Source organism: Cupriavidus sp. FW305-F7 (assembly GCF_058782875.1).
This window is the reverse complement of the sequence record NZ_JBYSYC010000049.1, coordinates 1-13,765: the sequence shown is the minus strand read 5'-3', so window position 1 is coordinate 13,765 and position 13,765 is coordinate 1. Positions and strand designations below refer to the sequence as shown.

At 66.6% G+C, this 13,765-nt stretch carries 16 protein-coding genes; 4 read left to right on the top strand and 12 right to left on the bottom strand.

The genetic code is table 11. From position 1 onward, the window contains the following. Positions 1 to 6: 6 nt before the first annotated feature. Together AC3WL8_RS32710 and phaZc are read right to left on the bottom strand one after the other, a co-directional pair. Positions 7 to 369 carry a RidA family protein gene (locus AC3WL8_RS32710; protein WP_010813105.1) on the bottom strand — a complete coding sequence of 121 codons (363 nt, stop codon included), beginning with the start codon at positions 367 to 369 and terminating at the stop codon, positions 7 to 9. A gap of 44 nt (positions 370 to 413) precedes the next feature. Further along, positions 414 to 1,295 (bottom strand): 3-hydroxybutyrate-oligomer hydrolase PhaZc, encoded by an 882-nt coding sequence (phaZc, locus tag AC3WL8_RS32705; RefSeq protein ID WP_013956324.1) that lies wholly within the window; start codon positions 1,293 to 1,295, stop codon positions 414 to 416. Between the two features lie 206 nt (positions 1,296 to 1,501). Between phaZc and AC3WL8_RS32700 the strand changes: the two genes are divergently transcribed. Together AC3WL8_RS32700 and AC3WL8_RS32695 are read left to right on the top strand one after the other, a co-directional pair. Then, positions 1,502 to 2,278 (top strand): 3-hydroxybutyrate dehydrogenase, encoded by a 777-nt coding sequence (locus AC3WL8_RS32700; protein WP_114130446.1) that lies wholly within the window; start codon positions 1,502 to 1,504, stop codon positions 2,276 to 2,278. A gap of 10 nt (positions 2,279 to 2,288) precedes the next feature. Continuing rightward, positions 2,289 to 2,771: a DUF411 domain-containing protein gene (locus AC3WL8_RS32695; protein WP_153955925.1), complete on the top strand. Its 483-nt coding sequence runs from the start codon at positions 2,289 to 2,291 to the stop codon at positions 2,769 to 2,771. 35 nt (positions 2,772 to 2,806) lie between these two features. On the opposite strand, the gene AC3WL8_RS32690 is transcribed toward AC3WL8_RS32695, so the two are convergent. The 3 genes from AC3WL8_RS32690 to AC3WL8_RS32680 all read right to left on the bottom strand — a co-directional run bounded on the left by AC3WL8_RS32690 (position 2,807) and on the right by AC3WL8_RS32680 (position 4,767). Then, positions 2,807 to 3,190, bottom strand: coding sequence for a putative zinc-binding protein (locus AC3WL8_RS32690; protein ID WP_211980960.1), 384 nt, complete (start codon positions 3,188 to 3,190; stop codon positions 2,807 to 2,809). Between the two features lie 225 nt (positions 3,191 to 3,415). Then, positions 3,416 to 4,054, bottom strand: coding sequence for a CoA transferase subunit B (locus tag AC3WL8_RS32685; RefSeq protein ID WP_013956320.1), 639 nt, complete (start codon positions 4,052 to 4,054; stop codon positions 3,416 to 3,418). Positions 4,055 to 4,065: 11 nt separating this feature from the next. Then, the gene (locus AC3WL8_RS32680) at positions 4,066 to 4,767 is read right to left on the bottom strand and encodes a CoA transferase subunit A (protein ID WP_013956319.1); all 702 of its coding nucleotides are present in this window, start codon (positions 4,765 to 4,767) and stop codon (positions 4,066 to 4,068) included. Positions 4,768 to 4,949: 182 nt separating this feature from the next. On the opposite strand from AC3WL8_RS32680, the gene AC3WL8_RS32675 reads away from it, so the two are divergent. Continuing rightward, positions 4,950 to 5,495 carry a PAS and helix-turn-helix domain-containing protein gene (locus AC3WL8_RS32675; RefSeq protein WP_013956318.1) on the top strand — a complete coding sequence of 182 codons (546 nt, stop codon included), beginning with the start codon at positions 4,950 to 4,952 and terminating at the stop codon, positions 5,493 to 5,495. Between the two features lie 15 nt (positions 5,496 to 5,510). Here the strand turns inward: AC3WL8_RS32675 and AC3WL8_RS32670 are convergent, their stop codons facing one another. The 5 genes from AC3WL8_RS32670 to AC3WL8_RS32650 form a co-directional block, all read right to left on the bottom strand. Next, positions 5,511 to 5,912, bottom strand: coding sequence for an acyl-CoA thioesterase (locus AC3WL8_RS32670; protein WP_013956317.1), 402 nt, complete (start codon positions 5,910 to 5,912; stop codon positions 5,511 to 5,513). 52 nt (positions 5,913 to 5,964) lie between these two features. Next, positions 5,965 to 6,993 carry a DctP family TRAP transporter solute-binding subunit gene (locus AC3WL8_RS32665; RefSeq protein ID WP_013956316.1) on the bottom strand — a complete coding sequence of 343 codons (1,029 nt, stop codon included), beginning with the start codon at positions 6,991 to 6,993 and terminating at the stop codon, positions 5,965 to 5,967. 49 nt (positions 6,994 to 7,042) lie between these two features. Next, a complete protein-coding gene (locus AC3WL8_RS32660) occupies positions 7,043 to 8,347 on the bottom strand; it encodes a TRAP transporter large permease (protein ID WP_013956315.1) in 1,305 nt (434 codons plus the stop codon). After that, positions 8,344 to 8,946: a TRAP transporter small permease gene (locus tag AC3WL8_RS32655; RefSeq protein WP_013956314.1), complete on the bottom strand. Its 603-nt coding sequence runs from the start codon at positions 8,944 to 8,946 to the stop codon at positions 8,344 to 8,346. The genes AC3WL8_RS32660 and AC3WL8_RS32655 overlap by 4 nt, the downstream gene beginning before the upstream one ends. Before the next feature lie 268 nt (positions 8,947 to 9,214). Next, positions 9,215 to 10,000, bottom strand: coding sequence for an SDR family oxidoreductase (locus AC3WL8_RS32650; RefSeq protein ID WP_013956313.1), 786 nt, complete (start codon positions 9,998 to 10,000; stop codon positions 9,215 to 9,217). A 310-nt stretch (positions 10,001 to 10,310) separates the two neighbouring features. Here AC3WL8_RS32650 and AC3WL8_RS32645 point away from each other — a divergent pair, with 310 nt between their 5' ends. After that, positions 10,311 to 11,999 (top strand): electron transfer flavoprotein-ubiquinone oxidoreductase, encoded by a 1,689-nt coding sequence (locus AC3WL8_RS32645; protein ID WP_013956312.1) that lies wholly within the window; start codon positions 10,311 to 10,313, stop codon positions 11,997 to 11,999. Between the two features lie 73 nt (positions 12,000 to 12,072). Here the strand turns inward: AC3WL8_RS32645 and AC3WL8_RS32640 are convergent, their stop codons facing one another. After that, the gene (locus AC3WL8_RS32640) at positions 12,073 to 13,122 is read right to left on the bottom strand and encodes a lipase secretion chaperone (RefSeq protein WP_256449307.1); all 1,050 of its coding nucleotides are present in this window, start codon (positions 13,120 to 13,122) and stop codon (positions 12,073 to 12,075) included. After that, positions 13,109 to 13,642, bottom strand: coding sequence for a hypothetical protein (locus AC3WL8_RS32635; protein WP_013956310.1), 534 nt, complete (start codon positions 13,640 to 13,642; stop codon positions 13,109 to 13,111). Before AC3WL8_RS32635 ends, AC3WL8_RS32640 begins: the two co-directional genes overlap by 14 nt. Positions 13,643 to 13,765 lie beyond the last annotated feature (123 nt).

Below are 13,765 nucleotides of genomic sequence, written 5' to 3'. Positions count from 1 at the left end.
CCTGCATCAGTTGAGCGCAGCGGTCACCACCACTTCGATCAGGTAATCGGGATTGGCCAGGCGGGCTTCGACGGTGGCGCGCGGGGGCGTGTTGCCTTGCGGCACCCAGGCGTCCCAGACCTCGTTCATCTCGCCGATCTGGTCGACATTGGTCAGGAAGATCTGGCACGACAGGATGCGGGTCTTGTCGCTGCCGGCCTCGGCCAGCAGGCGGTCGATATGGCCGAGGACCTCGCGCGTCTGGCCGCGGATATCGGCCTTGGGATCGACCTCGGGCACCTGACCGGCGAGATACACCACACCGTTATAGACCGCGTATTCGGACAACCGCTTGCCCACGTGGGCGCGCTTCAGTTCAAGGTTACTCATGACAATGCGTTGACTGATAAAAACAAGGCCGGCATGCGATGCAATCAGGCCCCGGTAAAAAACTGCCGGGCGATCGCAATCTGCGCCGGATCGACAAAGGTCGGGGCATGGCCCACGTCGGGCACTTCCACCGAGCTCACATGCTTGCCGCGCGCCACCATTTCGGCCACGGTCTCGCGCAGCAGCAGGTCCGACTGCGCGCCGCGCACCACCAGCACCGGGCCTTCGATGGCCTCGAAGCTGCGCCACAGCGCGGCCTCGCCGGCAGCAATGGCCTCGGGCGTGGATTTGCGGAACGGCACTGCCAGCTGCGGATCGTAATGCAAGCCCCATTCCAGGCCGTCCGTGCCCTGCACCGGTTTCAGGATGGCGGCGTTGAGCTCGCGCCACTGCTCTGGCGTATGGCGCCCGAACGATGCGCTGATGGTCTGCAGGTAGGCCAGGCCTTCCTCGAAGGTCTTGAAGCGCACCGGCAGCCCCAAGTAGGCGCCGATCCGTTCCACCGCCGAGGGCGCCAGCTTCGGCCCCACGTCGTTGAGCAACAGCTTGCGCACCGGCGACTTCGGCAACCCGGCCAGGCCCATGCCGATCAGCCCGCCCATCGAGGTGCCGAACCAGTCCACCTTCTCCACATTGAGCCGCGCAATCAGCGTGACCATGTCCGCGACGTACTGCGGCACCACGTAGCCGTGGGCATCGGCCAGCCATTCCGAGCGGCCGCGCCCGGCCACATCGGGGCAGACCACGCGGTAGTCGCCGCACAGCGCGCTGGCAACGGTGTCGAAGTCGCGGCCGGTGCGCGTCAGCCCATGCGCGCACACCAGCACGCGCGGATTGGCGGGGTCGCCCCACTCGTGGTAGGCCATGCGGTGCAGGCCCGCCGGACTGATGCACTGGACAAAACCGAGACGCGGACTGGCAGACATCTGGACTCCCTGGCGAACCGGACCGCGGACCGCAAAAAAGACGGTGCTGCCGGAGGTTGAGCAAAGCTGGATTGTACGCCGCAGCGGGTACAATGCCACAGCACAGTGTCAGCGCCCCGCGTGCGCGGCCGCGCACCGCCACGGCGCGCGCCGCCAACCCTGTGGCATTCCTTCTGTGGCATCCCTTTCTCTCGACGGAGGCTTACATGCTCAACGGCAAGACCGCACTGGTGACTGGCTCGACCAGCGGCATCGGGCTCGGCATCGCGAAAGCGCTGGCGGCCCAGGGCGCTAACATCATCGTCAACGGCTTTGGTGACGCGGACGCCGCAAAGGCAGAGATCGCGCAGGCCGGCCAGGGAATCCGGGTCGGCTACCACGGCGCCGACATGAGCAAGGCGGCCGAGATCGAGGACATGATGCGCTACGCGCAGTCCGACTTCGGTGGCGCCGACATCCTGGTCAACAACGCCGGCATCCAGCACGTGGCCGCCATCGAGGATTTCCCGCCCGAGCGCTGGGACGCGATCATCGCCATCAACCTGACTTCGGCCTTCCACACGACGCGCCTGGCGCTGCCCGGCATGAAGCAGAAGGACTGGGGCCGCATCATCAATGTTGCCTCCACCCACGGGCTGGTGGCCTCGGCGCAGAAGTCCGCCTATGTGGCGTCCAAGCACGGCATCGTCGGCTTCACTAAGGTGACCGCGCTGGAAACCGCGCAGACCGGTGTCACCGCCAACGCGATCTGCCCGGGCTGGGTGCTGACGCCACTGGTGCAGAAGCAGGTCGAAGCCCGCGCGCAGAAGGAAGGCATTCCGGTGGAACAGGCCAAGCGCGAGCTGGTGCTGGAGAAGCAGCCCTCGGGACAGTTTGTCACGCCCGATGAACTGGGCGCGCTGGCCGTGTTCCTGTCGTCCGAAGCGGCCCGCCAGGTCCGCGGAGCGATCTGGAACATGGACGGCGGCTGGGTGGCGCAGTAAGGAGCAAGCGATGCAACGACGCAGTTTCCTGCGCGCGCTGGCGCTGGGCGCGGTCTCGGCCGGAGCGCTGGCACCGGTGGCCGGCGCGCTGGCGCAAGCCGCCAGGCCGCTTGCCATCGACGTCTACAAGAGCCCGCTGTGCGGCTGCTGCGAGGATTGGGTCAAGCACCTGCGCAGCAACGGCTTCACCGTGACGGTGCATGACGTCGAGGACACCGGCGTGTACCGCAAGCGCTTCGGCATGCCGGAACGCTTTGGCTCCTGCCACACCGGGCATATCGGCGGCTACGCCATCGAGGGCCATGTGCCGGCGGCGGATATCCGCAAGCTGCTGGCCACAAAACCCAGGGCCGTCGGGCTGGCCGTGCCGGGCATGCCGGTCGGCTCGCCCGGCATGGAGCAGGGCCCGCGCAAGGACCCGTTCGACGTGCTGATTGTAAAAGCGGACGGCGCCGCTTCGGTGTTCGCAAGCTACAACAAGCAGGCCGGCTGACCTGCCGCACCGGGCGTGCCACGGCGCGCCCGGCTTCAGCCTGCGGCTGCCAGGCTCGTCAGTGCCGCCTCTACCGCTCCCCAGATCGCTTGTTCCTCGGCCTCGGTGCATGCGCGGTGCTGCCGCTTGGTCGCGCCGAGCCGGTTCAGCACCAGGTGCCGGTCCGCCGCCACGCCCGCGCTGGCCAGGCAGGCCTTGACACAGGCCAACGGGCAGCCGTCCAGCGCCAGGATCGGCCGCCCCGAGCGCGCCACCCGCGTCAGCGCCGGCACGCCGCCACCCACGCCGCTGATGCAGGACATTTCCGCACGGCCGCTGCGGTCGAGCCGCACCGCGCAGGCATTGGCCAGTTGCGCCACGCTGGAGCAACCGGAGCAGGCGTAGACCAGTGGCAAGGATTGGTTCGGGGAAGCCGGCATGACGCACCTTCCGTGAGGGTTCGACCGCGGCAGGGTCTGCGCCTTGCCGGAGAGCAGCCAGCATAGTGCGCTGCGATGCTGCCGGGCTATTCGCCGGAAGAGCTAGGGAGTGCAGCCGGCTGGCGTAGCCCGGCCGGTGAGTTCCAAGGCGGAGCGACCTGACAAAAAAGCCCCTGCGGCGCATCGCACTGCAGGGGCCCTGTCAGGCTTCGGAGCTCAGCCCGCTTACAGCAGCGGCGCGCCCGTCTTGGCCTGGATTTCCTCGCGGCTGACGCCCGGAGCGGTTTCCACCAGCTTCAGGCCGGCCTCGGTCACGTCGATCACGCCCAGGTCGGTGATGATGCGGTTGACCACCCCAACACCCGTCAGCGGCAGGTTGCAGTCCTTCAGGATCTTGATGTCCTCGGTGCCGTCCTTCTTCTTCGCGGTGTGTTCCATCAGCACCACCACGCGGCCGACGCCGGCCACCAGGTCCATCGCGCCGCCCATGCCCTTGACCATCTTGCCCGGGATCATCCAGTTGGCCAGGTCGCCCTTCTCACTGACCTGCATCGCACCCAGGATCGCCAAGTTGATGTGGCCGCCGCGGATCATCCCGAACGAATCCGCCGAAGAAAAGATCGACGAGCCTGGCAGCGTCGTCACGGTCTGCTTGCCGGCGTTGATCATGTCGGCGTCGACTTCGTCCTCGGTCGGGAACGGGCCGATGCCCAGCAGGCCGTTCTCGGACTGCAGCCACACTTCCATGCCTTCCGGCACCCAGTTGGCCACCAGCGTCGGCAGGCCGATGCCCAGGTTGACGTAGAAACCGTCCTGCAACTCGGTCGCGGCGCGCGCGGCCATTTCGTCACGTGTCCATGCCATGATGGGTCTCCTCAGCTGGCCGCGCGCACGGTGCGCTGCTCGATGCGTTTCTCGGGGGTGGTGTTCAGCACCAGGCGCTTCACGAAGATGCCGGCCAGGTGGATTTCATCCGGGTCCAGCTCGCCGGTCTCGACGATATGCTCGACCTCGGCGATGGTGACCTTGCCCGCCATCGCGCACATCGGGTTGAAGTTGCGCGCAGTGCGGCGGAACACCAGGTTGCCGGCCTTGTCGGCCTTGTATGCCTTGACCAGCGCGACGTCGGCGGTCAGCGAACGCTCCATCACGTACTGCTCGCCGTCGAATTCGCGGATTTCCTTGCCTTCGGCGACGATGGTGCCGACACCGGTCTTGGTGAAGAAGGCCGGGATGCCGGAGCCGCCGGCGCGCAGCTTCTCGGCCAGCGTGCCTTGCGGCGTGAATTCCAGCTCCAGTTCGCCCGCCAGGTACTGGCGCTCGAACTCCTTGTTCTCGCCCACGTAGGACGAGATCATCTTCCTGATCTGGCGCGTGGCCAGCAGCAGGCCCAGGCCGAAGCCATCGACGCCGGCGTTGTTGGAGATGCAGGTCAGCTGCTTGGCACCGCTGTCGCGCAGCGCGGCAATCAGCGCCTCGGGGATGCCGCACAGGCCGAAACCGCCAACGGCGATCGTCTGGCCGTCGCGGACGACGCCTGCAAGCGCTTCTGCGGCGCTGGCGTAGACCTTGTTCATGTTTCGCTCCTTCCTCGGTAGTTCCCTGTCGCTCTTCCCGCCACCGGATTGTGCGGCGGGCGACGCAGGGAAATTGTAACGGTACAATCGGCAACAGGCGGGCGACAGTCGCCGCAACTCGTCCGACCGACAGCATACGCAAGCGCAGCCGGCTACGCCATTACGTAAAAATACATAAGCAGATGCCCGCAATCGACTACCAGACCGCCTTCCAGCTCGCCCCCGTGGGCCTGGTGCTGTCACGCGAACGCGTGATCGAGGACTGCAACGAGGAGGTCTGCCGCATTTTCGGCACCACGCGCGAGGCGCTGCTGGGCCAGTCCTTCCTGGTGCTTTACCCCACCCCCGACGAATTCGAGCGCACCGGCGCGCGCATCGCGCCTATCATGGGCAAGCGCGGCATGTACTCGGACGAGCGCATCATGAAGCGCGCAGGCGGGGAACTGTTCTGGTGCCATGTCACCGGGCGCGCGCTGGACCGCACGCAACCGCTGGGCGCCGGGATCTGGACCTTCGAGGACCTGTCGCAGAAGCGCCAGGTCACGGCCGAGCTGACCGCGCGCGAACGCGAGATCGCGGCGCAGCTGGTGGAGGGGAAAACCAGCAAGCAGATCGGCAAGTTGCTGGCGATCAGCCCGCGCACGGTGGACATCTACCGGGCGCGGCTGATGAAGAAGTACGGGGCCAGTACCTCGGTGGACCTGGTGCAGCGGCTGGTCAACCACTGAGCCCCGTGGCGGGCGTCAGCCCTCGATGATCGCTCGGATCTCGGCCGGCACCGGCACCGACTTCTCCTGCGTGTAATCGCACCACACCACCTTGGCCCCGCCCTCGGCCCAGACCACGTCGGGCAGGTCGGTGCGGCGGATTTCCATGCGGGTCTCGAAGCTGGTGCGGCCGAGCTGGCCGGCGTAGACGCGGCACTCGATGTCGCCCGGATAGCGCAGCTGCTTCAGGAAGGTCATATGCGCATTGATGATGACCGGGCCCTGCCCGTTCGCGTCCTTGCCGCCGCGGCCCAGCGACGCGAACCACTCGATGCGCGCCTGCTCCAGGTACTGGAAATAGACGGTGTTGTTGACATGGCCCATGGCATCCATGTCGCCCCAGCGGATCGGCATGACCACCGTATAGACGTGCTTCATCACAGTCTCCAAAGGAACAGGCCCGCCGAGTCTGGCGGACCCTCTGCGTGGCTTAGCGCTTGGCGATCGCGCCTTCGGCCTTGGTCACCAGGTCGGCGCCGATCTGCTTCTTCCACTTGTCGTAGACCTTGGCGGTGGCCTTGCGGAAGCTGTCGTGCTCGGCCGGCGTCAGGTGCGTGACCCTGACGCCGTGCGCCTCCATGTCCTTCCAGGCCGGCGCGCCCGGCTCCACCAGGCCCTTGCGGGCCAGCGCGATTTCCTGCTTGCCGGCGTCGATGGCGGCCTGCCTGACGATCTCGCGGTCGGCCGGGGTCCAGCTTTCCCAGATCTGCTTGTTGACCACGAAGATCAGCGGGTCAGCCACGTAGCCCCAGGTGGTGACGAACTTCTGGCCCACCGTGTACAGCTTGGCGGCGGCGAACACCGACTGCGGGTTCTCCTGCCCGTCGACCGCGCCCGAGGCCATCGCCGGCTGCGCGTCGGCCCAGCTCATCTGGGTCGGGTTGGCGCCCAGCGCGTTGAAGGTCTCGATGTACAGCGGCGAACCGACCACGCGCAGCTTCATGCCCTTGAGGTCTTCCGGCTTGCGGATTTCGCGCTTGGAGTTGGACACTTCGCGGAAGCCGTTCTCGCCCCAGGCCAGCGGCACGACGCCAGCCTTTTCCAGCGTGGTGAAGAGCGACTTGCCGACTTCGCCCTGCGTGAGCGCGTCCAGCGCCTTGTAGTCGGGCATCAGGAACGGCAGCGAGAACAGGTTCAGTTCCCTGACCTGCGGCGACCAGTTGATGGTCGAGCCCACCGCCATGTCGATCACGCCCTGGCGGATCGCCGAGAATTCGCGGGTCTGGTCGCCGGCCACCAGCGAGGTGCCCGGGTACAGCTTGATATTGATGCGGCCGTTGGTGCGCTGCTTGACCAGGTCGGCCCAGATCTCGCCGCCCTTGCCCCACGGGAAGGCCGGGCCGAGCACCAGCGACATCTTGTACTCGGACTTGTAGGTCTGGGCCATTGCGCCGGCGGGGGCGAAGGCGGAAGCGGCAATGGCGGCAGCCGTTGCGAGCATCAGGGCACGACGTTTCATCTCATCTCCTCTCGGGAAAGCGTCAATTCTTGTTTGTGAATGCGGAACATCAGTAGCCGAGGTACTCAGGCAGCCAGGTCGCCAGCGGCGGATAGGCCAGCACCATCAGCATGGCGATAAACATCGCCAGCAGCATCCAGATCACCCAGGGCACGGTCTCTTCCATGCGCACGCGGGCAATCCGGCACGACACCATCAGGTTCACGGCCAGCGGCGGCGTGAACTGGCCCAGCGCCACCTTCAGCGTCAGCACCACGCCGAACCATACCGGGTTCCAGTGGAAGGCATTGGCGATCGGCAGCAGCAGCGGCACGAAGATCAGGAAGATCGAGATGCCGTCCAGGAACATGCCTACCGTCATCAGCAGCAGCACGATCAGCGCCAGCACGCCGTACTCGCCCAGCCCGGAGGTGGCGATGGCATGCGCCAGCGGGTCGATCACGCCCAGCGTCGACAGCGCATAGGCAAAGATGCCGGCCAGCGCCACCACCAGCAGGATCACCGCCGAGGTCTCGGCCGCCTCCTGGAAGATGGTGAACAGGTCGCGCATGCCGATGCTGCGGTACACCACCATGCCGACAAAGAGACCGTAGACTACGGCCACCACGGCGGCCTCGGTCGGCGTGAACCAGCCAGCGCGCATACCGCCCAGGATCAGGAACGGCGCCACCAGACCCCAGGCGGCCTCGCGCAGGCTCTTCCAGAACGGCGGGCGCGGCAACCCGGCCTCGATCGCGCCCATATTGTGCTTGCGCGCCAGCCACACCGCCGGAACGATCAGCGCAACGCCGGCCAGGATGCCCGGAATCATGCCGGCCGCGAACAGCGCCGGTACCGACGCGCCGGGCACCAGCACGCTGTAGATGATGAACGCCACCGACGGCGGGATCAGGATGTCGGTCGCGGCGGCAGCGCCAACCACCGCCGCGCTGTACGAGCCGGGATAGCCGGCGCGCGACATCGCCGCGATCATCACTCCGCCCACCGCGGCCGCGTTGGCCGGACCGGAACCGGAGATGCCGCCCAGGAACATTGCCACCAGGATCGCCACCAGCGGCAGCATGCCGGGGCCGCGGCCGACGATGGCGATGGCAAAGGTCACCAGCCGCTGCGCCACGCCGGAGCGGTCGAAGATCGACCCCACCAGCACGAACATCGGGATCGCCAGCAGCGGATACTTGGCCAGCCCCGCATAGAAGTTCTGCGGCACGGCCAGCAGGCCGAACATCTGGGTGTCGAGATTGGACAGGCCGATGGCAACCAGGCCGCCCAGCCCCAGCGACACGCCGATGGGCACGCCCAGCAGCATCAGGCCGATAAAGACCACGAACAGGATGATGGCAACGAGAGTCATGGCGCCTGCTCCATCGTGCCTGTCCTGGCTGCATGCAGCGCCTTGAGCGCGCGCACGTTGCGCAGCACCAGCCCCAGCGCGCGCAGCGCGATGCCGGCCGACAGCACCGGCAGCCAGATCGAGTACCACCAGCTTGGCACGCCAATGCCCGGCGAGGTCTCGCCGAAGGTGTATTCGTCCCAGGTGATGCGCGCCCCCAGCACTGCCAGCGCGATGAACATCACCGCCACGGCCAGCGCCGACAGGATCGCCAGGCGCCGCTGCCGGGCCGCGCTGCCGCGCTCGAAGAAGAATTCGATGCGGATATTGCGGTCGCGCGCCACCGCGGCGCTGCCGGCGACCAGCGCCAGCACGATCATCAGGAAGACCGAGAACTCCTCGGTCCAGGCAAACGACTCGTCGGTGAAATAGCGGACCACCACGTTGGCGAAGGTGATGCCGACCAGCAGCACCATCACGATCACGCCAATCCAGTCCTCGATGCGGGGCGAAACCCGGAATTCAGCGTCCTGCGCTTCGTCGGCAGCCTGCGGGATCACCGCGGAATCGACGACGTGTTGCGGCACGGCGTTGCGCCGTGCCTCTTCTTGTTGCTCCATCTCCCCGGCCTCCGGTCCGGGCCGCTCGGGCCATGCAGCCACCGCGGCGTTTTTTTACTTGTATGTAAAGACTTAATCTGCAGACATGGCGGATTATGCCAAGACTGGCCCATCACGCACGAATTTTCTGATGATTGGTGTGTGCTGACGACGGCGCACCCAAGGGGACCGGATAAGCCCTGGGCGTGCAATCTGGCCATCCCGCGGCACTTTTGGCGCGCAGCCGGGATGCAGGGGGCCTTGCGCCCCCCGGTCAGCGGTCAGGCGGTCAGACCATGCCGTCGTCGGCGGTAATGACAGCCCCGTTGATGAATTGCGACTGATCGGATGCCAGCAGCAGCAACAGGCCGTCGAGATCCTCTGGCTTGCCCAGGCGCTTGCGCGGCAGCATCTGGATCAGCTTCTGCCCCGCGTCCGAGTCCCAGTGGTGGTGGTTGATATCGGTGTCGATATAGCCCGGGCAGATGGCATTGGTATTGATGCCGTGGCGCGCCCATTCCAGCGCCATGGCCCTGGTCATGTGCACCACGGCCGCCTTGCTCATGCAATAGACGCCGATCTGCGACAGCACCTTGAGCCCGGCCACCGAGGCGATATTGACGATGCGCGCCTGCGGCAGCGGGCTGCCGTTGCGCTCGGCGCCCTTGGCGCGCGCAATCATGCGCTTGGCCACTTCCTGGGCGACGAAGAAGGCACCGCGGGTATTGGTGTCGAAGACGAAATCGAAGTCATCGGCGGTCACATCGGTCAGCTTCTGCGTGGTCGACACGCCGGAGTTGTTGACCAGGATGTCGATGGAACCGGCCTCGGTCTCCGCGTGCGCCACCGCGGCGCGGATGCTGTCCGGGTCGGTGACGTCCAGGCGCACCACATGGGCGCTGCCGCCCTCGGCCTCGATCGCCGCGCGCAGTTCCTTGAGCCGTTCGGTGCGGCGCGAGGCCAGCACCACCTTGGCGCCGGCGGCGGCCAGCACCGTGGCGAAACGCGAGCCCAGCCCGCTTGAAGCGCCGGTGACCAGCGCGACCTTGCCTTCCAGATTGATCGACAAACCCATGATTACCTCTTGTGCGGGAGCTCCTCCGGCCTATGCGGGAGCAGAAGGCAGCATATCAAAAAAAGAACGACCGTTCCAAAAAAATCCTTGCCTGTGGGTGGCGAGTCCCGGACAATGCCGGAGATTCTAAGAACTTGGCCAGTAAAGGGAAAGAGGGAAAACGCGCGATCCGGGCGTCTTTGGACTCCAAATCGCTGCCAACTCACCCACCCGCGGCTCCCGTCCGCGCGCTGGCCCGGTTCTCGGCAAAACGATCACCGCATTTCCCACAATTGCAAGCAAGCAGCAAAGAAATAGAGGGTTAGAGACAATGGATCAGCAACAGCTCGTGGAGCAGTTCGGCCCGCGCGAAGCCATGGAATACGATGTGGTCATCGTCGGCGGCGGCCCCGCCGGCCTGGCCACCGCCATCCGCCTGAAGCAACTCGCGCAGGAGAAAGGCGCCGACGTCAACGTGTGCGTACTGGAAAAGGGCTCCGAGCCCGGCGCCCACATCCTGTCGGGCGCCATCATGGATCCGCGCGCCCTCAATGAGCTGATCCCGAACTGGAAGGAACTGGGTGCGCCGCTGAACCAGGCGGTCACCGAAGACAAGTTCCTGTTCCTGAACGAGTCCGGCTCCAAGGGCACGCCGCCCGCGCTGCTGCCCGAGTGCTTCCACAACGAAGGCAACTACATCATAAGCCTGTCGAACTTCGTGCGCTGGCTGGGCCAGCAGGCCGAAGCGCTGGGCGTGGAGATCTTCCCGGGCTTCCCCGCCGCCGAAGTGCTCTTCAACGAAGACGGCTCGGTCAAGGGCGTGGCCACCGGCAATATGGGCATCAACAAGGAAGGCGAGCCCACCGAGAACTTCCAGCTGGGCATGGAGCTGCATGCCAAGTACACCATCTTCGCCGAAGGCGCGCGCGGCCACCTGGGCAAGCAGCTGATCGAGAAATTCAAGCTCGACACCGGCAAGGATCCGCAGAGCTACGGCATCGGCCTGAAGGAACTGTGGGAGATCGATCCCGCCAAGCACAAGCCTGGCCTGGTGGTGCACACCGCCGGCTGGCCGCTGGACCCGGCCACCTACGGCGGCTCGTTCCTGTACCACATGGAAGACAACAAGGTCGCGGTCGGCTTTGTGGTCGGCCTGGACTACACCAACCCGTGGCTGTCGCCGTTCGAGGAATTCCAGCGCTTCAAGACGCATCCGGAAATCCGCCAGTACTTTGAAGGCGGCAAGCGCCTCTCCTACGGCGCGCGTGCCATCACCGCCGGCGGCCTGCTGTCGCTGCCCAAGACCGTGTTCCCGGGCGGCGCGCTGGTCGGCTGCGATGCCGGCTACCTGAATGCCTCGCGCATCAAGGGCAGCCACGCCGCCATCAAGACCGGCATGATGGCCGCCGAGGCCGCCTATGACGCGCTGCAGGCCGGCCGCCAGCACGACGAACTGGCCGCCTACCCGGCTGCGTTTGAGCAGAGCTGGCTGCACAAGGAACTGCTGCAGGCCAAGAACTTCAAGCAGTGGTTCAAGAAGGGCCGCACCACCGCCACGCTGATGACCGGCATCGAGCAATGGCTGCTGCCCAAGCTGGGCATCCGCAACCCGCCGTGGACCATCCACCGCGTGAAGCCGGATCATGTGTACCTGAAGCCCGCGGCCGAGTGCCAGAAGATCGAGTACCCGAAGCCGGACGGCAAGCTGACCTTCGACCGCCTCAGCTCGGTGTTCATCAGCAACACCAACCACGAAGAGAACCAGCCGGCGCACCTGACGCTCAAGGACGCCAGCGTGCCGGTCAACATCAACTGGGACAAGTACGCCGGCCCCGAGTCGCGCTACTGCCCAGCCGGTGTGTATGAGTTCGTGCAGGACGAGACGTCGGGCAAGGAGCGTCTGCAGATCAACGCGCAGAACTGCGTGCACTGCAAGACCTGCGACATCAAGGATCCGACCCAGAACATCGTCTGGGTGACGCCGGAAGGCGGCGGCGGTCCGAACTACGTCGGGATGTAAACCTGCCGAGCCAGCGGCTGTAAAAACGGCACCGGGAACCCGGTGCCGTTTTTCTTTGGGCGATGCAGCGCGGCTATCGTGCCTGCCGCCGCGCGGCCATCGCCTTGTCGACCACCTCGGCCTGCAGCGCTTCGCTGGGATTGCCGAAGGTCTGGCTGCGCAGCGCATCCAGTTGCTGCCGGCGGTCCTGCTCCGACAACCCCGGGAAGGCCTCGATCTGCGCGCGGCGCGCGGCGTAGTCGTCGTAGCGCTGCTGCCAGGCCTGCCCGGCTTGCGCCTGCTGCTGGTAGCGCTGCGCCACCTCGGGACCGTAGGCCTGCGCCAACGCCGCACCGATGTCCTGCGCACTGCGGCCGGCGGCCTGCATGCCGGCGATGGTGTCGCTGATCGCCTGCGGACGCGCGCTGGCCTCCCGTGCCGCGCGCAATGGCTCGGGCAGCATGGCTTCGAGTTCGGCCAGCCGCTGCTGCCGCTGCGCGTCATCCAGGCCGGATTGCGCCGCGATGTCGAGCCGCGCCAGCATGGCATCGTCATACGCCTGCTCGTCGCCGAACCAGATTGCCGCCACCTCCGGCAGCAGGCGCTGCCGCGCACCGTTGCGCTCAGCCTGCAGCGCGCGCAGCTGCTGCACCTGCGCCGCATCCAGCGTGCCGTTCGAATCCGCCCGCGGCTTGCGGGTGGCCTGCGGTTGAATCTCGGCAAGATAGGCTACATAGCGCTGCCACAGCTGCCACGCCTGCCCTGCCGCTGGCTGCGGCACGCGGCGGCGGATATCGTCGTACACCAGCCGGTCCAGCGCGTCGGCGCCGCCGGCGTCGTGGCGGGTGCTGAGGAAGTAGTCGAAGTAGGTGCGCAGCGCGCGCGTCAGCCGCAGCTTGCCCTGCGCGTCGAGTTCGAGGCCTGCGGGCACGTCGACGCCGGAAAGCGATGGCAACGCAGCCACGCCGGCGGGTCCGGCGTCAGCCGATGTTGTCGAAGGACTCGCAGCAGTGGTGATCGCCGCCGTGCGCTGCGGCACGGCAGCCGGGCCGGACGCCATCGTCAGCCAGTACACCGCTGCTGCCGCTGCGCCGGCCGGCAGCAAGGCCAGCCAGAGCCGCGGCGAGCGCTCAGAGCTGGTCATTGCGCAGCCGGTTGGCGTGGCTGAGGATGACTGTGCGCGGATCGACGTCCTGGTACAGGCCGGCCATCTGGTTCACCTCGTCGAGGTGGTTCCAGTAGTAGCCAGTGGCCAGCACCCGGCCCCACTTGCTGCTGCAGACCGAGACCAGCCCGTCATTGGGGCCGGCGCCCTTCAGGTCCATCAGCCCGGCCGAGGTCGACATCATCACCGTGGTCGGGTCCAGCAGGTTGGAGCGCAGCAGGCTGAACGGCCCGCCCTGACCAGTCCAGGAATACGCGGCCTGGGTATGGGTGACAAGGTTGCCCGCGGCATCGCGCGCCTGCCGTTGCTCGGACACCGCGCCAGCGGTATTGCAATCCGGCCCCAGTGCCGATTTCGTGCCGGGCACCAGCGTGGCATTGAGGCGCGCATTCTGCTCGGCGGCGCCGCGCGTGGTCAGGATCTTGAGCGAGGCCAGCGCATCCTGATCCAGCGCCTGCCCGTTGCCGATGCCGTTGAACCAGCCCACCGTATCGAGCACGCCCTGGATGATGCCGACGAGTATCGGCCCGGCGATTGGAATACTGTTGACCAGGTGCGCGGCAAGCCTCGGCCTTTAGGCCGGGGAAGGATAGCGCGGACGCCGTCGGCGTCCTTTCGGCGG